The sequence below is a fragment of the Rhizobium sp. YJ-22 genome (assembly GCF_029601685.1).
Classification (GTDB): Bacteria; Pseudomonadota; Alphaproteobacteria; order Rhizobiales; family Rhizobiaceae; genus Metarhizobium.
The window spans coordinates 519,663-542,309 of sequence record NZ_JARRIR010000002.1; the positions used below are offsets into that span (position 1 = coordinate 519,663).

At 64.0% G+C, this 22,647-nt stretch carries 19 protein-coding genes; 9 read left to right on the forward strand and 10 right to left on the reverse strand.

From position 1 onward, the window contains the following. The first annotated feature begins 43 nt into the window (after window positions 1-43). From P7F60_RS07135 to P7F60_RS07155, 5 genes are all read left to right on the forward strand, one after another. The gene (locus P7F60_RS07135) at window positions 44-1,000 is read left to right on the forward strand and encodes a choline ABC transporter substrate-binding protein (protein WP_277917014.1); all 957 of its coding nucleotides are present in this window, start codon (window positions 44-46) and stop codon (window positions 998-1,000) included. 79 nt (window positions 1,001-1,079) lie between these two features. After that, complete coding sequence (gene choW / locus P7F60_RS07140; RefSeq protein ID WP_277917015.1) at window positions 1,080-1,925, forward strand: choline ABC transporter permease subunit; 846 nt, start codon at window positions 1,080-1,082, stop codon at window positions 1,923-1,925. After that, window positions 1,922-2,971, forward strand: coding sequence for a choline ABC transporter ATP-binding protein (gene choV / locus P7F60_RS07145; RefSeq protein WP_277917016.1), 1,050 nt, complete (start codon window positions 1,922-1,924; stop codon window positions 2,969-2,971). Before choW ends, choV begins: the two co-directional genes overlap by 4 nt. A 164-nt stretch (window positions 2,972-3,135) precedes the next feature. After that, a complete protein-coding gene (locus P7F60_RS07150; protein WP_277917017.1) occupies window positions 3,136-3,891 on the forward strand; it encodes a pyridoxamine 5'-phosphate oxidase family protein in 756 nt (251 codons plus the stop codon). Between the two features lie 206 nt (window positions 3,892-4,097). After that, window positions 4,098-4,412: a metalloregulator ArsR/SmtB family transcription factor gene (locus P7F60_RS07155; RefSeq protein ID WP_277917018.1), complete on the forward strand. Its 315-nt coding sequence runs from the start codon at window positions 4,098-4,100 to the stop codon at window positions 4,410-4,412. 147 nt (window positions 4,413-4,559) lie between these two features. Here the strand turns inward: P7F60_RS07155 and P7F60_RS07160 are convergent, their stop codons facing one another. Next, the gene (locus P7F60_RS07160) at window positions 4,560-6,863 is read right to left on the reverse strand and encodes a glycoside hydrolase family 9 protein (protein WP_277917019.1); all 2,304 of its coding nucleotides are present in this window, start codon (window positions 6,861-6,863) and stop codon (window positions 4,560-4,562) included. A gap of 229 nt (window positions 6,864-7,092) precedes the next feature. On the opposite strand from P7F60_RS07160, the gene P7F60_RS07165 reads away from it, so the two are divergent. Beyond that, window positions 7,093-8,421 carry an aspartate aminotransferase family protein gene (locus P7F60_RS07165; RefSeq protein WP_277917020.1) on the forward strand — a complete coding sequence of 443 codons (1,329 nt, stop codon included), beginning with the start codon at window positions 7,093-7,095 and terminating at the stop codon, window positions 8,419-8,421. Between the two features lie 40 nt (window positions 8,422-8,461). Here the strand turns inward: P7F60_RS07165 and P7F60_RS07170 are convergent, their stop codons facing one another. Beyond that, complete coding sequence (locus P7F60_RS07170) at window positions 8,462-10,114, reverse strand: alpha-glucosidase (RefSeq protein WP_277917021.1); 1,653 nt, start codon at window positions 10,112-10,114, stop codon at window positions 8,462-8,464. Between the two features lie 209 nt (window positions 10,115-10,323). Between P7F60_RS07170 and P7F60_RS07175 the strand changes: the two genes are divergently transcribed. Then, window positions 10,324-11,238, forward strand: coding sequence for a sugar kinase (locus P7F60_RS07175; protein ID WP_277917022.1), 915 nt, complete (start codon window positions 10,324-10,326; stop codon window positions 11,236-11,238). A 156-nt stretch (window positions 11,239-11,394) separates the two neighbouring features. Continuing rightward, window positions 11,395-12,471 (forward strand): glycosyltransferase family 1 protein, encoded by a 1,077-nt coding sequence (locus P7F60_RS07180; protein WP_277917023.1) that lies wholly within the window; start codon window positions 11,395-11,397, stop codon window positions 12,469-12,471. Window positions 12,472-12,517: 46 nt separating this feature from the next. Here P7F60_RS07180 and der read toward each other — a convergent pair whose 3' ends face one another. The 3 genes from der to P7F60_RS07195 all read right to left on the reverse strand — a co-directional run bounded on the left by der (window position 12,518) and on the right by P7F60_RS07195 (window position 15,314). After that, entirely contained in the window at window positions 12,518-13,942 is a 1,425-nt protein-coding gene (gene der, locus P7F60_RS07185) for a ribosome biogenesis GTPase Der (protein WP_277917024.1), read from the reverse strand. A gap of 18 nt (window positions 13,943-13,960) precedes the next feature. Further along, on the reverse strand, window positions 13,961-14,632 hold the full coding sequence (locus P7F60_RS07190) for a tetratricopeptide repeat protein (protein WP_277917025.1): 672 nt from the start codon (window positions 14,630-14,632) through the stop codon (window positions 13,961-13,963). Between the two features lie 94 nt (window positions 14,633-14,726). Beyond that, window positions 14,727-15,314: an NnrU family protein gene (locus P7F60_RS07195; protein WP_277917027.1), complete on the reverse strand. Its 588-nt coding sequence runs from the start codon at window positions 15,312-15,314 to the stop codon at window positions 14,727-14,729. A gap of 174 nt (window positions 15,315-15,488) precedes the next feature. Between P7F60_RS07195 and P7F60_RS07200 the strand changes: the two genes are divergently transcribed. Next, window positions 15,489-16,478 carry a polysaccharide deacetylase gene (locus P7F60_RS07200; RefSeq protein WP_277917028.1) on the forward strand — a complete coding sequence of 330 codons (990 nt, stop codon included), beginning with the start codon at window positions 15,489-15,491 and terminating at the stop codon, window positions 16,476-16,478. Window positions 16,479-16,654: 176 nt separating this feature from the next. On the opposite strand, the gene P7F60_RS07205 is transcribed toward P7F60_RS07200, so the two are convergent. From P7F60_RS07205 to P7F60_RS07225, 5 genes are all read right to left on the reverse strand, one after another. Then, entirely contained in the window at window positions 16,655-17,032 is a 378-nt protein-coding gene (locus tag P7F60_RS07205; protein WP_277917029.1) for a glyoxalase superfamily protein, read from the reverse strand. Window positions 17,033-17,218: 186 nt separating this feature from the next. Continuing rightward, on the reverse strand, window positions 17,219-18,493 hold the full coding sequence (gene sbmA / locus P7F60_RS07210) for a peptide antibiotic transporter SbmA (RefSeq protein ID WP_277917030.1): 1,275 nt from the start codon (window positions 18,491-18,493) through the stop codon (window positions 17,219-17,221). Between the two features lie 162 nt (window positions 18,494-18,655). Next, window positions 18,656-20,479 (reverse strand): methyl-accepting chemotaxis protein, encoded by a 1,824-nt coding sequence (locus P7F60_RS07215; protein ID WP_277917031.1) that lies wholly within the window; start codon window positions 20,477-20,479, stop codon window positions 18,656-18,658. A 218-nt stretch (window positions 20,480-20,697) separates the two neighbouring features. Next, window positions 20,698-21,450, reverse strand: a complete 753-nt coding sequence (gene map, locus P7F60_RS07220) for a type I methionyl aminopeptidase (protein WP_277917032.1) — start codon at window positions 21,448-21,450, stop codon at window positions 20,698-20,700. A 25-nt stretch (window positions 21,451-21,475) separates the two neighbouring features. Then, window positions 21,476-22,537 carry an LLM class flavin-dependent oxidoreductase gene (locus P7F60_RS07225; RefSeq protein ID WP_277917033.1) on the reverse strand — a complete coding sequence of 354 codons (1,062 nt, stop codon included), beginning with the start codon at window positions 22,535-22,537 and terminating at the stop codon, window positions 21,476-21,478. Window positions 22,538-22,647: the final 110 nt, after the last annotated feature.

Genomic DNA, 22,647 nt, shown 5'->3' on the forward strand with positions numbered 1-22,647 from the left:
GATTGGCTGGGGGCTCTGAACAATAAAAGGCTGGGAGTTATCAATGAAGAAAATCAATAGTTTCAGACTGGCAATGCTGGCAACGGCGGCACTTGGCGCGCTGGCAACGGCACCGGCTCATGCCGCGGAGCCGGAAGCCTGCGCGAGCGTGCGCTTCTCAGACGTCGGCTGGACCGACATCACCGCGACCACCGCGACCGCCTCCGTCGTGCTCAAAGCCATCGGCTATCAGCCGATGACGACGGTGCTTTCGGTGCCGGTCACCTATCAGTCGCTGAAGAACAAGGACATCGACGTTTTCCTCGGCAACTGGATGCCGACCCAGGAAAATGACGTGCGTCCCTTCCTGAACGACAAGTCGGTTGAATCCTTCGGCCCGAACCTGGAAGGCGCCAAATACACGCTCGCCACCAACGCCAAGGGCGCCGAACTCGGCATCAAGGATTTCAAGGACATCTCCGCCCACAAGGACGATCTTGACGGCAAGATCTACGGCATCGAGCCTGGCAATGACGGCAACCGCCTGATCATCGACATGGTCGACAAGGACACCTTTGGCCTCAAGGGCTTCGAGGTGGTCGAATCCTCCGAGCAGGGCATGCTGGCGCAGGTCTCGCGCGCCGACAAGGAAGGCAAGCCTGTTGTCTTCCTCGGCTGGGAGCCGCATCCGATGAACGCCAACTACAAGCTGACCTATCTCTCGGGCGGCGACGACATCTTCGGACCGAATTTCGGCGGCGCCACCATCTTCACCAACGTCCGCGCCGGCTACACCACCGAATGCCCCAATGTCGGCAAGTTCATCACCAATCTGAAGTTCTCGTTGAAGATGGAAAACGAGATCATGGGCAAGATCCTCAATGACGGCAAGGAGCCGGAAGCCGCCGCCACCGAATGGCTGAAGGACAATCCTTCCGTCATCGAGCCCTGGCTTGCCGGCGTCACAACGCTGGATGGCGGCGATGCTCTGGCCGCCGCCAAAAGCGGCCTTGGCCTCTGACTATCGGAATGAAAAGAGCGGCGTGAAGCCGCTCTTTTCATAAGGCTAGAGATTTCCATCTTCCAACGGGCGGACGCGCGTGAATTGGCTAACTGACAACAGGATCCCGATCGGGCCGTGGGCGAAATCCTTCGTCGACTGGCTGACGACCAACGGCGGCTGGTTCTTCAACCAGCTTTCCTTCATTCTTTCCAATTGCATCAAGGCGATGCTGTATCTGCTGCAAACGCCGCATCCGCTGATCGTGGTCGCGGTGCTGACCGCCATCGGCTGGTGGCTGCGCCGCTCGGTCAGCGTCGCGGCGATGACGGCGATCGGCCTGCTGTTCATCATCAACCAGGGCTACTGGAAGGAGACGACCGAGACGCTGGCGCTGGTGCTCGCCTCCACCGCCGTCAGCATGCTGGTCGGCGTGCCGCTCGGCATTGCCGCGGCGCGGCGCGCCTGGGTCTATTCGATCATGCGGCCGATCCTCGACCTCATGCAGACGATCCCCACTTTCGTCTATCTCATCCCGGCGCTGATCCTGTTCGGCCTCGGCATGGTGCCGGGCCTGATCGCCACGGTCATCTTCGCCATTCCCGCCCCCATCCGCCTCACCCGCCTTGGCATCATCTCGACGCCGCCCTCGCTGGTGGAAGCGGCCGAATCCTTCGGCGCCACGCCGATGCAGGTGCTGCGCAAGGTGGAACTGCCCTTCGCCACGCCGCAGATCATGGCGGGCCTGACGCAGACCATCATGCTGTCCTTGTCGATGGTGGTCATCGCGGCGCTGGTCGGCGCCAACGGCCTTGGCGTACCCGTGGTGCGGGCGCTCAACACCGTCAACGTCGCCAAGGGTTTTGAAGCCGGCCTGTGCATCGTCATCCTCGCGATCATCCTCGATCGCGTCTTCCGCAGTTCCGAAGCAGGAGATGGCGCATGAGCGATGCAGTCACCTTCAACGACATCGATATCGTTTTCGGCAACAATCCCGAAAAAGCGATCGCCATGATCGACGCGGGCAAGACCCGAGACGAGATCGGCCACGAAACCGGCCTGGTGCTCGGCGTCGCCAAGGCGTCGCTCTCCATCCACGAGGGCGAGATCCTCGTGCTGATGGGTCTCTCCGGCTCCGGCAAATCGACGCTCTTGCGGGCCGTCAACGGGCTGGCGCCGGTGGTGCGCGGCAAGGTGTCGGTCGCCTCGAAAACCGGGCCGATCGACCCTTACGCCTGTTCCCCCAAGGCGCTGCGCGATTTTCGCATGCACACCGTCTCGATGGTGTTCCAGCAATTCGCGCTGCTGCCCTGGCGCACGGTGGCCGACAATGTCGGCTTTGGGCTGGAACTGGCCGGCGTGCCGGAAGCCGAGCGCAAGCAGCGCGTCGGCGAACAGCTCGAACTCGTCAATTTGACGAAATGGGCGGGCCGCAAGGTCAACGAACTCTCGGGCGGCATGCAGCAGCGCGTCGGCCTCGCCCGCGCCTTCGCGACCGGCGCGCCGATCCTGTTGATGGACGAACCCTTCTCGGCCCTCGACCCGCTGATCCGCACCCGCCTGCAGGACGAGTTGCTCGAATTCCAGCGGCGGCTGAAGAAGACCATCCTCTTCGTCAGCCACGACCTCGACGAAGCCTTCCGCATCGGCAACCGCATCGCCATCATGGAAGGCGGGCGCATCGTCCAGTGCGGCACACCGCAGGAGATCGTCCGCAATCCGGCCAACCAGTATGTCGCCGATTTCGTGCAGAACATGAACCCGATCAACATGCTGACCGCCGGCGACGTCATGCAGGCCGGCGTGCAGACCGCAACGCCCGGCGTCAGCGCCACGGCAACGGTCACCACGCCGCTGGTCGACATCTTGGACGCGTTGACCCGCCAGCCCGGCAATATCGGCGTTGTCGACAACGGCACTGTCATCGGCACGATCAGCGCCCAGGATATCGTCGAGGGCCTCACTCGCCACCGTCGCCGGGAAAACGCCTGAAGCGCCGGCACATCCGCCACTTTTGCTTCGGTGGAGCGGCGGCCACTTTTGAGCATTTCCGGGAAAACGGATACCCGGTTCCGTTCGGAAATGCGATAAAACGATGCTTTGAAAGCGTGTCGCGGCCTGACCTGCGATACGCTTTTCTTATGGGAGGAGACGACATGACCGACAAGCCCTCCGTCCTGCGCGATACGGATGACGATGCCCGCCGCCTGGCGCGGCGATTGCTGCATGGCGGCCCGCATGTGGCGCTGGCGGTCGTCGATGCCGAAACCGGCTTCCCCTTCGCCAGCCGCGTGCTGGCCGCCACCGATAGCGATGGCACGCCTGTTATCCTCGTCTCGGCGCTCTCGGCCCATACCAGGGCGCTGACGGCCGATTCGCGCTGCTCGCTGCTGGCGGGCGAGCAGGGCAAGGGCGATCCGCTGGCCTATCCACGCGTCACCATTCTCGCCCGCGCCGAACGCGTGGCGGTGGGTGATCCCGCACGCGTCCGGCTGCGCCGCCGATTCGTGCTGCGCCACCCCAAGGCCGCGCTCTACATCGATTTTCCGGATTTCGCCTTCTTCCGGCTGGCGCCGGTCTCGGCGAGCCTCAACGGCGGCTTCGGCCGCGCCCATGCGCTTGAAGGCACCGACATCCTCGGCCCTCGACCGGACGCGGAGCAGTTTTCGGAGATGGAAGAAGAGGCGCTGGCCAGCCTGCTGGCCGCCGATCCCGAGGCTGCGGCGGGCATCGCCAGAACCCTGTCGCTGCCCGCCTCGAACGACTGGCGGATCGCGGGACTGGATGCCGGCGGGATCGACATCGCATCGACGGACAATACCGTCGGCGGGCGGCTGGAATTTCCCGAACCGCTGCAATTTACGCATAGCTTAATTAGTTACATGGGACAAACCGGGCCGACAATACGTTAAATTTAGCAATGTACAATTTTGGACCCCGACGATAAGTCTGACGCTCTTCCTGCAGCGCAACGTGACGTCCACCAACGTGCAAAAATCGCTGTAATACTTTATAGTCGCTGCATAATTTTCCCCGGACCGATCCGGCACGGGAAAAATCGTGCGGCCCCGAGCCGGAGCTTGTTTGCCCCCGTCTGACGGCGGCGCTGGAACGCACGATGAAAACCGATTCTCTCTCCGACCATTCGACTGTCGCCGCCGGCCTGCTGTCCGCCATGGCAAACCCCAAGCGCCTGCAAATCCTCTGCAGCCTGGTCAAGGGGGAAGTGGCTGTCGGCGCGCTCGCCAGTCAGGTCGGCCTCAGCCAATCGGCATTGTCGCAGCATCTGTCGAAGCTGCGTGCCCAGAAACTGGTCAACACACGCCGCGACGCCCAGACCATCTATTATTCGAGTTCGTCGGAAGCGGTCCTGAAGGTGCTCGGCACTCTTGAGGAAATCTACTGTCAGACCGTCAGCGAAACCCCTGCCTGACAGACGCCTGCCGGAACGGTCGAAGAGCAGGCTCTGTCGCGACCGCCCGCTCCCCTCTGCCCTGAAAAAACGGACCAGGCAGCCGCGACAGGCTTATGGTCGCACGGCGAGCTTGCTCCGGACTGTCGCGCCGACAACCGTTACGGCCTATTGCGCATCGGCGAGGAAGCTCGCCGCCTGCAGCAGCGCCGCATTCCAGTTGATGGTGATCTCGTTGACGCCCCAGGCGCCGATATCGTCGATATAACAGCGCGAGCCGGCGCAGCCGGCCAGCTTTTCCAGCGCCACGGGATCGGCCAGCGTCGCATTCGGCCCGCCGGCCAGCGAACCCGCTGGCGGCGACGGCAAGGCGGGGTTGAGCTGATGCGCATACCAGCGGCTATGCTGGTTATGGGCGAAGGCCGTGCCGTAGCCGGTGATGTAGGAGATGTTCATCGGGTTGCGGCCGAGCAGGTAATCCATCGCCTCGCGCGCTGCCGCCAGGTAATGCTTCTCGCCGGTGAGGTCGAAGGCGGCCGCCGTCACCAGCAGGTTCTGCAACATCAGGTGATTCGAACCCCAAGCGAAAATGCCGCCCTTGGGACGGTAGATATAGCCAAAACCCTGCTTCTTCTGGTAGCTGACGAAACGGTCGGCGGCCGAGATCACCGAAGCCCTGGCCATCTGCCGGTCGGCATCGGGCAGCGGGTCGCCATAGAGCGCCAGTTCCAGCCGGGCGAAGCCGGCGACGTTGCGCCAGTCGAAGCCGGCGCCGTCGAAGGGATCGCGCTTCCAGTGCGGCGAGACCCTGAGCGCCTCCAGATAGGCCGTGTCGCCGGTGGTGATCAGCAGTTCGGCTGCCGCCCAGTAGAATTCGTCGGACACATCGTCGTCGTCGTAGTCGCCGCCGCCCTGCTGCCCATCCGAGACCGGCGCGAAAAGATCGGGGTGTTTTTGCGCTGCCCCATAGGCCGTGCGCGCCGCCGCCAGCAGCCTGTCGGCGAAGGCGGCGTCATAGGGACGGAACAGCCGCGCCCCTTGCGCGGCAACGGCCGCGACGTCCAGCGTCGCCGCCGTCGAGGGCCGGTGCAGCGCCCTCTCCTTCGGGTCGAGATGCGGCAGCATCGGCAAGCCGGTCCAGCCGATGTCGTGAACCTTGTGATAGGCCATGCCGGAAAGCGGTTCGCCGTCCGGCACGATCATCTTCAGCAGGAATTCCAGCTCCCAGCGCGCCTCGTCGAGACCGTCCGGCACGCCGTTGCCCCGCTCCGGCAGACGTGCGAAACCATCCGAGAGCAGCGGCGATTTCGGTGCAAAACGCTTGGCGCGCTCGAAAGCGGCCATCATCTGCGCCACCGAGATGCCGCCATTGACGACATATTTGCCGTGGTCGCCGGCATCGTACCAGCCGCCGCTGACGTCGCGCGTGCCCTTGCATTGCCAGTCCTTGCCGTAAAGCTTGGCCGCCACCGGTCCGGTCAGGCAGGCAACCGCGCCATCGCCGCGATTGGGATCGACACCGACATGGCCGGCCGGGCGGGCATAGGCCGCGCCGGCGATCGCGCCGTCGATGACAATGCCGCTGCGCTGCGGATAGAACCAGGAGAGCGCGTCGACGGAGAGCCGCCGGTAAAGGTCGCTGTCGATAGCAAAGGCCGGGCCTGCCGCCTCGCCAGCGACCAGCCGGTAATCGCCGCCCGGCCGCGTCAGCGGCGTGAAATCGGCGACGTGCAGGCTGTAACCGGAGGCCGGATCGACGCCGCGCACTTCCGTCTCACCCTCGCCGAACACCTTGCCGGCGCCATCGACGATCTGGAAGCGCAACGGCGTCTTCGACAAAGATATGATCGTCGCCCGCTTCGACCCGCCGGGCAGGAAGCCGGCCTGGTTGAGCCGCACCGGATCGGCGACCGGCTCCAGGACGGGTGCGGCGCGGTTCTGGTTCATGCGCGTCTCCGCCTGGTTCTCGCCCGCGGGCGAAAGCTTCACATTGTCGATGCAGAAACGCCAGGCGCCCTGCTGGCCGCCGAGCTGGAAGACGAGCTGGGCGCGGCCGGCGCGCGCATTGGAAAACGGCAGGCTGGCCGGCTCCAGCGCCTCTGTTACCTCCACCGGCGCGGCAAACCGCTCCGCCCATGGCGCCTTCGGATCCTGCAGCATCACCTTGATCCTGTCGGGCGCGTCATTACCGGTGGCGCGCGCCTCGAAACCGAGAACATAGGACTGGCCGGCCTTCAGCTCGCCCGTATCCACGCCGATCAGCGCATCCCACGGCTTTTCGACGCCGGCGGACACGTCGCCGCAGAGCTGGCCGGAGCGCACGGCGAGACGCACATTGTCCGTCGACCAGAAACCGGCCTTTCCATTGGAAAAATCGCCGCCACGCACGAGGCTGGAGGAAGGGGCCGCAAAGGCGGACGTGCCGAACGCCAGCACCAGACCGAGCGCCGCGAGGATTGGGGAAGTCATCATGACCTTCTTGTCGTTACGGCCCACCGATCATGGCAGGCGCGGAGAGAGCATAAGCAGCCGCGCGGCACCCTAAACAGGAAAAGTTAACCCTCTTCAAACGGGTGCCGACAAGCCACCCTGCTTGACGCCCCGCCGCCCGCTGATACTTTGACCGTCGGGTAAAATCCGGCGCACCGCCAACCATCGATGCAAGTGACCATGCCGCCCGCCTGGTCGGAGGAGACGAACCATGTCCGAACGTATGAACGCCACGCCCAACGATTTGCGGGCCTTCTGGATGCCGTTTACGGCCAACCGCCAGTTCAAGAAGGAGCCGCGCCTGTTCGTCGGCGCCAAGGACATGCACTACACCACCCATGACGGCCGCCAGGTCCTGGACGGCACGGCCGGCCTGTGGTGCGTCAATGCCGGCCACTGCCGCCCAAAGATCACCGAGGCGATCCGCGCCCAGGCCGGCGAGCTCGACTACGCCCCCGCCTTCCAGCTGGGCCACCCCAAGGCATTCGAACTCGCCAACCGCCTGGTCGACATCGCGCCTGACGGACTCGACCATGTGCTCTACACCAATTCCGGTTCGGAATCGGTAGAAACCGCACTCAAGGTTGCGCTCGCCTATCACCGCGTCAAGGGCAACGGCTCGCGCTTCCGCCTGATCGGCCGAGAGCGCGGCTATCACGGCGTCAATTTCGGCGGCATCTCCGTCGGCGGCATCGTCTCGAACCGAAAGATGTTCGGCACGCTGCTGACCGGCGTCGACCACCTGCCGCACACCCACCTGCCGGCCAAGAACGCCTTTACGCGCGGCCAGCCGGAGGAAGGCGCCGATCTCGCGACCGAGCTGGAACGCATCGTCACCCTGCACGACGCCTCGACGATCGCCGCCGTCATCGTCGAGCCGATCGCCGGCTCCACCGGCGTGCTCATCCCGCCGAAGGGTTACCTGCAGAAGCTGCGCGAGATCTGCACCAAACACGGCATCCTGCTGATCTTCGACGAAGTCATTACCGGTTACGGCCGCCTCGGCGCGCCCTTCGCGTCGCAATATTACGACGTCAAGCCGGACATGATCACCACTGCCAAGGGCCTGACCAACGGCGTCATCCCCATGGGCGCGGTCTTCGTCACTTCCGAGATTCATGATGCCTTCATGAACGGCCCGGAGCACATGATCGAGTTCTTCCACGGCTATACCTATTCCGGCAACCCGATCGCCTGCGCCGCCGCACTCGGCACGCTCGACACCTACAAGGAAGAGGGCCTGCTGACCCGCGCCGCCGAACTGGCGTCCTATTGGGAAGACGGCCTGCATTCCCTGAAGGATTGCAAGAACGTCATCGACCTGCGCAACACCGGCCTGATCGGCGCCATCGAACTGGAACCGATCGCCGGCGAACCGACCAAGCGCGCCTTCACCGCCTTCCTCAAGGCCTATGAGAACGGCCTGCTGATCCGCACCACCGGCGACATCATCGCGCTCTCGCCGCCGCTGATCGTCGAGAAGAAGCATATCGACGAGATCTTCGGCAAGCTGCGCGATATCCTGAACAGCGATATCTGAAACGAGGAAAGGCCCCGCAAGGGGCCTTCCTTTATCCGGCTCAATCCAGCTCTGCGCAGAACACGTCGAAGGGCGCGAGATGAATCTCGCCATCGGCATAGACGGGGCTGAAGCCCGGCCAGGCGATGACGCGGGCGATGCGTTGGTCTGCGGGAGCGAAGTTGGCCCGTTCACGCGTCAGGTTGAAGACGAAGAGCAGCCGCTTGCCGTCCTTCTCGCGCACGAAGCTCAGCAGATTCTGGTTGGAATCGACGAAACGCATGTCGCCATCGCGCAGCACATCCTGGTCGCGGCGGAAGGCGAGCGTGCGACGATAGTGCTGCAGCACGCTGTCGGGATCGTGTTCCTGAGCATCCGCCGCCAGCGGTCGGTGCTCGACGGGAACCGGCAGCCACGGCTTGCCGGCCGAGAAGGCGGCGTAGTCGGCTGCCTTTTCCCAGACCATCGGCGTGCGGCATCCGTCGCGGCCCTTGAAGGCGGGCCAGAAGCGGATGCCATAGGGATCGCGCAGATCCTCGAAGGCCAGCTCCGCCTCGGGCAGGCCGAGTTCCTCACCCTGATAGAGGCAGATCGACCCACGCAAGGCGGAAAGCAGCGTCACCGCCAGCTTCGCCACCCGGGCGCGCTCCTCGACAGTCTCGGCAAAGCGGCTGACATGGCGCTGCACGTCATGGTTCGAGAAGGCCCAGCAGACCCAGCCGTCGGTGACGGCATTCTGGAAGGCAGTCACGCATTTGCGCACATGGCTGGCGGTGAAATCCGGCCCCAAGAGGTCGAAGGTGTAGCACATGTGCAGCTTGTCGCCGCCGCCGGTATAAGCCGCCACCGTCTTCAGCGAACGCGGTCCGTCCCCGACCTCGCCGACCGTCGTGCGCCCTTCATACTGGTCGAGCAACGCTCGAAAACGGCGCAGGAATTCGATATTCTCCGGCTGCGTCTTGTCGTAGAGGTGGTTCTGCATGCCGTAAGGGTTTGTATCCGGCGCATCGAGACCGACGGAATCCGGGTCCGGTTCATGGGGCGGATTGTTGCGCAGCAACTTGTCGTGGAAATAGAAATTCACCGTATCGAGACGGAAACCGTCGACGCCGCGATCCAGCCAGAACTTGACCGTCGCCAGCACGGCATCTTGCACATCGGGATTGTGGAAATTCAGATCCGGCTGCGAAATCAGGAAGTTGTGCATGTAGTATTGGCGGCGCACGCCGTCCCATTCCCAGCCCGGGCCGCCGAAGATCGACAGCCAGTTGTTGGGCGCGGTGCCGTCCGGCTTGGGATCGGCCCAGACATACCAGTCGGCGCGGGCATTGTCGCGGCTGGCGCGGCTTTCGATGAACCAGGGGTGCTGGTCGGAGGTGTGGGAAATCACCTGGTCGATGATGACCTTGATGCCGAGGCGATGCGCCTCGGCCAGCATCTCGTCGAAATCGGCGAGATTGCCGAAGATCGGATCGACGTCGCAATAATCGGAAACGTCATACCCCATATCCGCCATCGGCGAGGTGAAGAAGGGCGACAGCCAGATGGCGTCGACGCCGAGCGAGGCGATATGCGGCAGGCGCAACGTCACGCCGCGCAGATCCCCCAACCCGTCGCCGGTCGTATCCTGGAAGGAACGCGGATAGACTTGATAGATGACCGCGCCGCGCCACCAGTCGGGGTTCGTCGTCGGGCTCTTGATAGGGTCGGTCATGCAGGACTCCGGCTGGCGAATCGAAACAGGCGAGGCTCCGACTCTTCCGCGAAAACCTGTCCGCCGCAAGGCGCGAGGGCGGCAAGGTGTGCGTCAATCTTTCCTTGCCCGAAATCCCCGACCGGCGTATTGCCGCAGGGAAACATCGGGGCACTTCCGAGAACGGTTTTCCGTCCGGGAAAACATCTGGCACAGCGGGGAGAACACGGGTGAGCGGGCATCTTCTGTCGATCGGCGAATGCATGGTGGAACTGTCGCAGGCGGGAGACGGGCTGCTGCGCAAGGGTTTTGCCGGCGATACCTTCAACACTGCCTGGTATGCGCGCCTCTGCGCAGCCCCCGGCTGGCAGGTGGATTACCTGACCGCGCTCGGCGACGACCAGACGTCGCAGGACATGCTGGGTTTCATGGCGCATGCCGGCATCGGCACGGATGCGATCCGCCGCCTGCCCGGCCGCATGCCCGGCCTCTACATGATTCACCTGAAGGACGGCGAACGCTCCTTCAGCTACTGGCGCGAGACCGCCGCCGCCCGCCAGCTCGCTGCCAATGGCGATCATCTGCGCCGGGCGCTGGAAAGCGCCGACCTGCTGTATTTCTCCGGCATCACGCTGGCGATCCTGCCGGACGCCGATGCCGAGACCCTGCTTTCCGAATTGCGTCGCGCCAAGGCAGCCGGCAAGCGCGTCGCCTTCGACCCCAACATCCGCCCGCGCCTGTGGAAGGATCGCGCGCGCATGCTTTCGGTCATCAGCGAAGGCGCGCGTGCCTCCACCCTCGTCCTGCCGAGCTTCGATGACGAAGCCCAGCATTTCGGCGATGCCTCGGTCGCCGCCACGCTCGACCGCTACACCGGCCTCGGCGTTGCCGATATCGTCGTCAAGGACGGGCCGAACGGCGCGACGCTGCGCTTTGCCGGCCGCGAGGACATGCATGTTCCGGCAACCATGGTCGAGCGCATCGTCGATACCACCAGCGCCGGCGACAGCTTTAACGGCGCCTTCCTCGCCCATTATCTGGAGCATGGCGATCCCGCTGCCGCCGCCGCCTTCGCCGCCGGCATCGCCGCCCGTGTCATCGGCGAGCATGGAGCGCTGATCCCGCGCGAAAAGCTGTTCGCATAGAGCATGTCCCGGAAAAGCCGATACCGGTTTTCCCTCCTGAAATGCGACAAAACAGGCTGCGAAAGCGGCTGACATGCTGCTGTAACAAAGCTTGGCGATAGGAATCCCGAACGCCGTCGCGGAATGAGTCCGCGTCCGCGACCGGGGGCCGTCGCCATGACCGCAATCACCATCGTTACCGATGCCTGGCATCCACAGGTCAACGGCGTCGTGCGTTCCATCGAAAACACGGTCGGCGAACTGACCCGCCTCGGCCATCGGCTGTCACTGCTGACCCCGGAGCGGTTTCGCAGCATCCCCTGTCCCACCTATCCCGAGATACGCCTGTCTCTGGCAAGCTATTCGCGCGTCTCGGCCGAGTTGGAGCGGCAGCAGCCGGCCTTCGTGCATATCGCCACCGAGGGGCCGCTGGGCCTGAAGGCGCGGCGCTGGTGCATTCGCCACAGCATGCCCTTCACCACCTGCTACCACACCCGCTTTCCCGAATATGTCGCCGCCCGCCTGCCGGTGCCGCTGGCGCTCACCTATGCCTTTGCCCGCTGGTTCCATAATGCGGGCGCCGCCTGCATGGTGGCGACGGAAAGCCTGGAGAGCGAACTCGCCGGCCGCGGCCTGAAAAATCTCGTGCGCTGGAGCCGCGGCGTCGACACCGAACTGTTCCACCCGGCAAGGCGTGAAGAATGCCCCTTCGGCCTGCCGCGCCCGATCTTCATGACCGTCGGCCGCATCGCCCCGGAAAAGAACCTGTCGGCCTTTCTCGATCTCGACCTACCCGGCTCGAAAGTCGTGGTCGGCGACGGCCCGGCCCGCCGCGGCCTCGAAGAGCGCCACCCGGAGGCGCATTTCACCGGCGTCAAATTCGGTGCGGAGCTCGCCGCCGCCTATGCCCAGGCCGACGTCTTCGTCTTCCCCTCGAAGACCGACACCTTCGGCAACACCATCCTGGAAGCATTGGCCAGCGGCGTCCCCGTCGCCGCCTATCCGGTCACCGGCCCGATCGACATCCTCGGCTCGGAGCCGCAGGCCGGCGCGCTCAGCGAAGACCTGCGCGAAGCATGCCTGCGCGCCCTCGACCTCTCAGGGAACGCCGCGCGCGACCTGGCCGAACGCTATTCCTGGACCGCGGCGGCCCAACAATTCCTCGACAACGTCACCCGCGCCAACGCGACCAACCCGGCCTGCGCCAGGGCGGACATGTCGCCGCTGCCGCTGTCGCGGCATATCTGCAAGTGATGTGAAAAAGCCAATCGGTTGACGGACCTCACGGTCCGCCAAATTCTCAGCGCCGCTTCTTTTTCGACTCGAACGGATTTTCCGGCGCGCGGAAATGGATTCGCACCGGCACGCCCGGCAGCTCGAAATCGTTGCGCAACCCGTTGATCAGATAGCGCACATAGGACTCCGGCAGAGCGTCCGGCCGGGTGCAGGAGATCATGAAGGCCGGCGGGCGGGCCTTGACCTGCGTCATGTATTTCAGCTTCAGGCGGCGTCCGGAGACGGCCGGCGGCGGATGCTGGATCTGCGTGCCCTCCAGCCAGCGGTTCAGGCGGGCGGTGGAAATGCGCCGGTTCCAGACCTTGTCGGTATCGATCACCGATTGCATCAGCTTGTCGAGCCCGTAGCCCGTCTGGCCGGAAATCGGCACGGCGCGGATACCGCGCGCCTGCGGCAGCAGCCGCTCGGTCTTTTCGCGCAGGTCGGCCAGAACCGCCTGCGGATCCTCGATCATATCCCACTTGTTGAAGGCGAGCACGGCGGCCCGGCCTTCGCGCAGCACGAGGTCGACGATCTGCAGGTCCTGCTTCTCGAATGGGATGGTGGCGTCGAAGACGATGATCACCGTTTCGGCAAAGCGGATCGAGCGCAGCGCATCGGCGACGGACAGCTTTTCCAGCTTCTCCTGCACCTTGGCCTTGCGGCGCATACCGGCCGTGTCGAACATCTTGATCATCCGGCCGCGCCATTCCCACTCCACCGAGATGGAATCGCGGGTGATCCCGGCCTCCGGGCCGGTCAGCAGCCGGTCCTCGCCGAGAAAACGGTTGATCAGGGTCGACTTGCCGGCATTGGGGCGGCCGACGATGGCGACGCGCAGCGGCTTGGTTTCGTCATAAGCGGCTTCTTCCTCGCCCTCGCCGAAATCACCGTCATCGGCGGACAGGGAGACATTGGTCTCCGGCTCGTCGATTTCGGGCGGAAAGGCCACGTCCTCGCCGATGGCCGCGACGATGGCGTCGCGCAGGTCGATCATGCCCTGGCCGTGTTCGGCCGAGATCGGGCAAGGCTCGCCGAGCCCGAGGGTGAAGGCATCGTAGAAACCGCCGTCAGAGCCGCGGGCTTCCGACTTGTTGGCGACCAGCACGACGGGCTTGCCGCGCTTGCGCAGCATTTCGCCGAGCACCTTGTCGACCGGCGTCAGGCCCGCCTTGGCGTCGATGAGGAACAGCGACAGGTCGGCCTCGTCGATGGCGGCTTCCGTCTGGGCGCGCATGCGCCCTTCCAGCGTATCGGCGCCCGCCTCTTCGAGGCCGGCGGTATCGATGATGGTGAAGCGCAGGTCAACCAGCTTGGCCTCGCCCGGCCGGCGATCGCGAGTAACGCCCGGCGTGTCGTCGACAAGCGCCAGCTTCTTTCCGACCAGACGGTTGAAAAGCGTGGATTTGCCGACATTCGGGCGGCCGACGATGGCGACGGTGAAGCTCATGGGTTTTCCCGGTTTCGGTTAGGCCGCTTTGCCGGAAGCGGCGATCAGGTCGAGCATGATCTGCGCCCGGTTGGCGACCGTGCGCGGCGCATTGGCGTCGTCGGCGATCTGCTGGAACCAGTCGCGGGCCTTCTTGAAGTCGCCTGCCTTGTAGGCGGAGAGGCCGAGCGCCTCGCGCGCGGAATTGCGCAACGCGTTCTGCGGCGTCGCCATCGCTTCGATTTCGGCCGAGACCTGGTCGTAGGGCGCGCTGTCGATCAGCAGCCAGCCGGCCCGCACCTTCGCCGCATCGCGCAGCGCCGGCGGAACCGCGCTGTCCTTGCCGATTTCCGAGAATGTTTTTGCCGCGCCCGCCGCATCGCCCTTTTCGGCCTGCAGCGTGGCGGCGCGCATCCGCGCCAGCACCGGATAGGAGCCGTGTCCCTCGGCCGCCAACTTCTCCAGCGCCTTCAACGCCTCGTCGGGCTTGTTCTCGTCGACCAGCTTCAGCGCCGAGAGGAATTCGTCGCCGGAGCCGGAGGCACGCTGCGTCTGCCAGTAATCATAGGCGCGATGGGCGGCGGTGCCGACGACGATCAGCACGGCGAGGCCAATGATGATGCGGCCGAAGCGGCGCCAGACGGACCTGAACTGGTCCGAGCGCAGTTCCTCGTTTACTTCGCGGATGAAGCTGTCGTCGTTGAATGCCATTCCTGTCTCCGGCCGTTCGCCTTCTGGCGCATCAGGCTGCCTTCTAACCGATTTTACGCATATTGTAAGGGGGAATCGGGCAAATCGGCCCTGTTCACCCCATGGAGATCGGCTGGACGCCGATCAGCCACTCATGCAGCTTCCAGATGATCAGGAACCAGAGGGCCGCCCCGAGAATGACGGCCGCGATGTCGTAACCCACGGAAACGAAGGGACGCGGCGCAATTTCTCCGGCCCGTTCACGACGCTTCAGCGAAATGCGCAACAGCACGCCATAGGCGAGGAACGAGCCGAACAGCAGCACGGAGGCCGTATCGCCCCGCGCCAGCAGATGCGCGAACGCCCAGATCTTGATCGACAGCACGATCGGATACCGGGTTTTCGTCGCGATATGCCCGGCCGGCAGGAAACCCGCCACCAGACAGATCATCGCGATCAGCATCAACGTCACGGTGATATGCTTCATGAACAGCGGCGGATACCACAGCATGTCGGTGACGTCGCGCGCCTGCGCGAAACCATAGATCACCAGCACGAGCGTGACGATGCTGGCCAGCGAATGGAACACGACCCAGGCCGGCTTGCCGAAGCGCGCGATCACCCCGGTGCGGAATCCGGGGGCGAAGACCCGCAGCAGGTGCACGGCGAAAAACAGGATGAGGCCGACGACCAGCAATGTCATGGTGCAAATTCCCTGAACGACAAACGATGCGACTGGATTACCGGCAAGCCCGTTGAAATGAAAGCCTTATCAAAGCTTCGCCGCATTCACGAGGCAGAAAGCCGCATCAAGGCGTTTCCGGCACGTGTTTGAAATGCTCGGAAATGCGCCGGATTTTGCCTGAGTCGAGTTGGAATGCTTCGTTTTCTGTATCTTTTGCCCGCCCTGTCCGTCCTTGCCCCCTCCTTGGCCGCCGCTGCCGAACGGCCGCAGATGGTCATCGTCTCCTTCGACGGCGCCCATGACAATGCGCTCTGGGACAGAAGCCGGGCACTCGCCGGACGCACTGGCGCGCATTTCACCTATTTTCTCTCCTGTACCTTCCTGATGAATGCGGATGCGAAGAAGGCCTATCAGGCGCCGGGACAGAAGAAGGGGCGCTCCAATGTCGGCTTCGCCCGAAGCGAGGGTGAAATCCGCACCCGCCTGAACCATCTCTGGGCTGCCCATCTGGAGGGACATGAGATCGGCAGCCATGGCTGCGGCCATTTCGACGGCAAGGACTGGACGAAAGCTGACTGGGCGCAGGAATTCCGCACCTTTCGCACCACGCTTGCGAATGCCTGGAAGGGCGCCGGCGCTGCCGACAGGGAACCTGCGCAATGGCAGGATTTCGCCCGAAACGGCATCCACGGTTTTCGCGCCCCTTACCTCGCCGCCGGCAAGCCGCTGGTCGATGCCGAGCGCGAGGACGGCCTGACCTACGACGCCAGCCTGGTGACCAGGGGACCGATGCTGCCGCGCGAGCAGGATGGCATCATCCACTTCGGTCTGCCGCTGATACCCGAAGGCCCGGCCGCCAAGCCCGTCGTCGCCATGGACTACAATCTTTTCGTGCGCCATTCCGTCGGCATCGAGAACAAGGCGCGTTCGGCCGAATTCGAGGAACGGGCGCTCGCCGCCTACCGCGCCGCCTTCGAGGCGCAATATGCCGGCCAGCGCATTCCGCTGCAGCTCGGCTTCCATTTCGTCGAGATGAATGGCGGCGCCTACTGGCGGGCGCTCGACCGTTTCGTCACCGAAGTCTGCGGCAAACCGGATGTCGCCTGCGTCACCTATTCGCAGGCGATCGAGAAGTTGCACCCCGCCAAGGGCGAAAGCGCCGCCGGGACCTCGGCCTTCTGACGCGGAACCGTTTCCCCGCGCTCGCGTTCCCCTAGCAAGGAAACCGAGATTGGAGAGAATATATGCTTCGCGGCCTTGTCCTGTGGCTGATGGGCGTCCCGCTCATCCTGGTCATCCTTATCTGGATGTTCTTCCTGTATTGAAAACAGGCCCGGCAAATGCCGGGCCTGTTCCGTTCAGATCGGCTGGCCGACGTCGATGCGGTTGCCGTCCGGGTCGGCGAAGACGAAGGCGCGCAGGCCGTAATCCTTGTCCTGCAGGCTCTTGATGATCCTCAAGCCGTAACGCTGGCAGGCGTCATGGACGGCATCGACATCGTTGACCATGATATGGGCGATGTTGAAATCCGCCGCCTCGTGGCGCGGCTGCAAGGTCAGGTGCAGTTCGCCCCCGTCGCGCTTGAGGATCATGAAGCCGACCGGGTTTCCATTCTCGAAAGTCTTCCGGAACCCGAGCGCCCCGATATAGAAGTCGCAGGCTTTGGCCATGTCCTTGACCGGCAGCATGGCGGCAATGCGTCCGAAGCGGACGCCGGGATCGGCGATGTCGTTCATCGCGGAACCTCCGTCTTGGGAAAGCGCGAAGACCGCGCCGGGCGGTGCCGGCGGCAGTGACGCGTTCCGATGTGGGAAACGGCAGGACGGTGCCCGCGAAACCGACCATAGCCGCGAATGTCGTCGGGGAAAAGCGTTTGTCCGATACGAAAAGGCCCGGCGCGATGGCCGGGCCTGGAAAGCGTTTCAGTCTTCCTCGACGGGGACGCGCATCCCCTCCTGCGTCGCGAGATAACGCTGGTCCGCCGAGGGCAGGTCGAGCCCTTCGATTGCCGCCTCGAAGGCCTTGAGGCGCTTGTGGATCGACAGGAGCTCGATGATCGTCGTCCAGCTATTGACCAGATACTGGAAGGAATTGCTGACCTGGCCGAATGCGGTGAGGATCTGCTGGTAGATACCATAGGTGATCTTCCCGGCGACGATGGTCGGCACCAGCATGAAGGTCACGAACAATCCGTCGGCCTGGATGTAGAAATAGCGCGCGACGTTGAAATACAGATAGTGGAAATACATGCGGAAATAGTTGCGCCGCACATTGGCGAACAATTCCTTGACCGTCACCGGATCGGCGCGCTCGGCATGATCCTCGCCATAGACCAGTTCCTTGCGATAGGCGGCCTCGACGCGCTGGTTGCGGAATTGCAGGCCCGGTAGCTTGATGCCGACGATAGCCAGCAGCGCGGTACCGAACATCGACCAGAGCAGCGCCAGCCAGAACAGCGAATGCGGAATGGCGCCGATGATCGGCAATGTCGTGATGTAGGTCGAAAGCTGGAACAGGATCGGCAGGAAGGCGATTAGCGTCATCACCGAATTGATCAGGCTGATGCCGAGACCTTCGAGGATGTTGGCGAAACGCATCGTGTCTTCCTGCACACGCTGCGAGGCCCCTTCGATGTGGCGCACCCGCTCCCATTTCGACATGTAGAAATCGTTCATCGCCGTGCGCCAGCGGAAGACATAGTGGCTGACGAAGAAATCCGTGAGGATCGAGACGAACATGCTCAGGAAGGCGATCTGGCAGAAGATCAGCATCATGGAGTAGAAATTCTCGTCCGTGATGCCGGGCTTGCCCGTCAACGCATTCTGCAACAGGTCGCCGAAGGGGCGGCGCCAGTTGTTGATGGCGACGTAGACCTGAACGCCGAAATAGGTCGAGAAGATGATCAGCGCCGATCCCCAGATCGACCAGTTCTTCCACGGATGGTCCTTCGCCTTGATGTGCCAGAACCCGCAGAAGAGCACCGTGCAGGTGACGAAATAGATATAGAACCAGAGATTGTCCGGCGTCAGGAAGAAACGCAGGTCGATCGGCGGCTCCTGCCCTTCCGGCAGCGGCGCGAAACCGAGCGCCGTCCCGAAATCGGCGCCGACCGTGTACCACACGGCGATGCAGATCAGCGTCCAGACGACGAGGGAGGAGAAGAACAGCCGGGGCTGGGGAAAGAATGAATGGAACACGGGGAACGTGGCTTTCCTGGCTTTGACAGAACGTGGCGTTGCAAGACCACGGATTCGCCGGAAACTAAGGCAGTTCTGAGAAAGCGGCAATGGCCCGAACCGATTGTTACCCAGTTGTAATCAATCGGCAACGGGCCATGACAGATTGGAAAGGTGGCCGCTTCAGGCAGCCCGGCGCTGTCCTGGCTGCACCCGTGCGCCGTCCGAGAGACGGAAATTGCCGATGAGGCGCATCAGCTCGTTGCTCTCCTGTGTCAGTGTCTGGCTGGCGGCATTGGTTTCCTCAACCATGGCGGCGTTGCGCTGGGTCATCTGGTCCATCTGGTTGACGGCGGTATTGACCTCCGCAAGCCCGACCGACTGCTCCCGCGCCGACATGGCGATCGATTCCACCTGGGCGTTCACCTGGTTGACCAGCGTCTCGATTTCGCCGAGCGCCTCGCCGGTGGAGCGCACCAGCGCCACGCCATTGCCGACCTCGTCGGCGGAATTGCTGATCAGCCCCTTGATTTCCTTGGCCGCCTGCGCCGAGCGCTGGGCAAGCTCTCGCACCTCCTGCGCCACCACGGCGAAGCCGCGCCCGGCTTCGCCCGCGCGCGCCGCCTCGACCCCGGCATTCAGGGCAAGAAGATTGGTCTGGAAAGCGATCTCGTCGATGACGCCGATGATCTGGCCGATGCGGTTCGACGCCTCCTCGATGCGGCTCATCGCCGCCACCGCATCGCGCACGATGGCGCCGGAGCGACCGGCACTGCTGCGGGTCTCGCCGACCATGCGGCTGGCTTCCGCCGCCCGCTCGGAAGTGCTGCGCACCGTCGCGGTGATCTCGTCGAGGGCGGCGGCCGTTTCCTCCAGCGAGGCGGCCTGCTGCTCGGTGCGCTGCGAGAGATTGTTGGCGGCTTCCGAAATGCCGGCGGCGCTGCCGTTCACCACCTCGGTCGATTGCGAAATGGCGCAGATGACGTCGCGAAGCGCTGCAACGGCGCGGTTGAAATCGTCGCGCAGCTTCGAATAATCGGCGGGGATGGCGCCGATGGCGGCGGTGAGATCGCCGGCAGCCAGCCGCTCCAGCGCCTGGCCGACCGCCTGCATGGCATGGGCCTGGCCCTCAGCGACGGATTGCTGAATGTGTTCGCTGCGGGCGCGCTCGTTGTCCAGCCGCTCCTGCTGCGCCTTTTCGCGGCCGCGCAGGTCGACGCGTTCGCGCACGCTGTCGCGCAGCACCGACAGAACCTTCGCCATTTCGCCGATCTCGTCGCCGCGATCGGTTTCGGGAACCTCCGCCTCCAGCTTTTCCTGCGAAATCGACTGCATCGAGCGCTTCAGCCGCTCGACCGGGCCCACGACGCTGCGCACGATCGCCACGGCCGCCAGCGACACGGCAAGCGCGCAGCAGAGGAAGATGATGCCGGCCTGCAGCATATTGGCGCGAAACAGCGCATCGAGATCGTCGGCATAGACGCCGGTGCCGACCACCCAGCCCCAGGGCTCGAAACCGGCGACATGCGAATATTTCAGCACCGGCTCCTCGAAGCCGGGCTTCGGCCAATAATAATCGACGAAGCCTTCGCCGGTGGCGCTCGCTTTCACCGCCTTGACGAATTCCTGGAAGATGTGCTTGCCGGTCGGGTCGGCCATGCCGGACTGGTCGGTGCCGTCCATTTCCGGCTTGATCGGATGCATGACGATGCCGGCCTTCATGTCGTTGATCCAGAAATAGCCGCTCTTTTCGTAGCGCAGCGCCCGCACCGCATCCTTGGCCCGCGCCTGCGCCTCCTCGCGCGAGATCGTGCCGGCCGTTTCAAGCCCATGGAAGAAAGTGAACAACGTCAGGATGTTTTCATCGAGCGCCTTCAGCTTGGCCTTGCGCTCGGCGACCATGGCGCCCTGGTAATGGTGGAGCGAATAGGCCATGGACCCGAGAAAGCCGGCCAGCGCCAGTCCCACGAGCAGATACAATCGCGCCGAAAGTCTCAAAGTCTTCATCCCGCAGCCCCGGTAACACCATACGCCACGGCGCCGCGCATCATCCCGATCGCGCAACGGACGCCGTAACCTCAAAACATCGCCGCCCCCGTCCCGGAACGAGCCGGGCGGAAAGGCAGCCTTGGCAAAAGGGTGAAGCGAGCCTGTTAAATTTGACTGAACGCAACTCCGAAGCGGCCTCCCCATATTTGGGGAGGCGACTGGAGATCGGGCAAGATTCAATCGGCGAGTGTGAGCACCAGCGGCCCGTTGCGCGTGGCGACCAGCGTGTGCTCGAATTGCACGGTCGGAGCGCGCGGCTCGCTGAACAGCGTCCAGGCATCGCCATCGCCATCCTCGGCCCAATGGCCGCCGAGCGACAGGAAGGGCTCGATGGTGAACACCAGCCCCTCGGTCATGATCCGCGTCTCGTCCGGATCCGGCCAGGTGGAAAGCTCCTGCGGCTCCTCGTGCAGCGACCGGCCGATGCCGTGGCTGGCGAGGTTGGCGATCAGCGTATAGCGGTTCTTCGCCGCAAAGGCGCCGATGGCATTGCCAATCCTGGCCAGAGGCTCGCCGGTCTTCACCTGGTTGACGCCGAGCCAGAGGGCACGCTTGCCGTCGCGCACCAGCCGTTCGACCTTCTTGGTGATCGGCGGCACGGCGAAGGACGAGCCGGTATCGGAAAAGAAGCCGTCCTTGACCGCGGAGACGTCGATATTGACGAGATCGCCGGCCTGGATGACCCGCGAGCCCGGAATGCCGTGGGCGACTTCCTCGTTCACGCTGATGCAGGTGGCGCCCGGAAACTGGTAGCAGACCTCCGGCGCCGATTGCGCGCCGTTGTCTTCCAGGAACCGGCGGCCGATATCGTCGAGCTCTTTCGTGGTGATGCCCGGCTCCAGCGCGCCGGCCATGGTCTGGACGGCGGCGGCGCAGATGCGGCCGATATCCTTCAGCTTGGTGAGTTCGTCTTCGCTCGATATGACCATGATCGCTAACCGCCCTGCTGAAACATCATGCTTCGGCTTTTGCGGGTTGCGGCGCGTCCGTCAATGCCTTTCTGACCAGCGGCGCGACTTTGGTGCCGTAAAGCTCGATGCCGCGCATGATCTGGTCATGCGGCATCAGGCCGATGGCCATTTGCAGCAGGAAACGGTCATTGCCGAAGATTCGGTGATGCTCGACGATCTTTTCCGCCACCGTTTCCGGGTCGCCGACGAACAGCGCGCCGCTTGGGGACCGCGCCATGTCGAAATGCATGCGGCTCGTCGGTCCCCAGCCGCGCTCGCGGCCGATGCGGTTCATCACCTCGGCCTGCGGCCCGTAGAACTGGTCGGCGGCGGCCTCGGTGGTATCGGCGATGAAGCCGTGGACATTGATGCTGGTCTTCAGCACCGCCGGATCCTGGCCGGCACGCCGCGCAGCCTCGCGGTAGAGATCGAAGAGCGGCGCGAAACGGCGCGGCTCGCCGCCGATGATGGCCAGCGCCACCGGCAGGCCATAGGCGCCGGCGCGCGCCACCGATTGCGGCGTGCCGCCGACGGCGATCCAGATCGGCAGCTTCTCCTGCAGCGGGCGCGGATAGACGCCACGACCATGGATAGCGGCGCGCATCTGCCCTTCCCAGGTGATGACCTCCTCGTCGCGTAGCGCCAGCAGCAGGTCGAGCTTTTCGGAAAACAGTTCGTCGTAGTCTTCGAGATTGTAGCCGAACAACGGGAAGGACTCGATGAACGAACCGCGCCCGGCCATGATCTCCGCCCGTCCGTCCGAGAGCAGGTCGAGCGTCGAAAACTGCTGGAACACCCGCACCGGATCGTCCGAGGACAAGACGGTGACGGCGCTGGTCAGGCGGATGCTCTTCGTCTTGACGGCGGCGGCGGCCAGGATCGTCGCCGGGCTGGAGGCGGCGTAATCCGGCCGGTGATGCTCGCCGAGCCCGAAGACATCGAGCCCCACCTGATCGGCCAGTTCGATCTCCTCGAGAAGATTTTTCAGCCGTCGCGCCGCCTCCGGACCCTTGGCGACCGAGGGCGACGGGTCGACATCCGCGAAAGTATACAGACCGAGTTCCATGGGCATCCAAACCTCTTTAAACTGAGCCTTGAGATAGGGATGCGCCCCGATTTCGGCAAATATAAAGTCTGGATGGATGGTTTCGAGAAACTGGATGGTACGCGCCACAA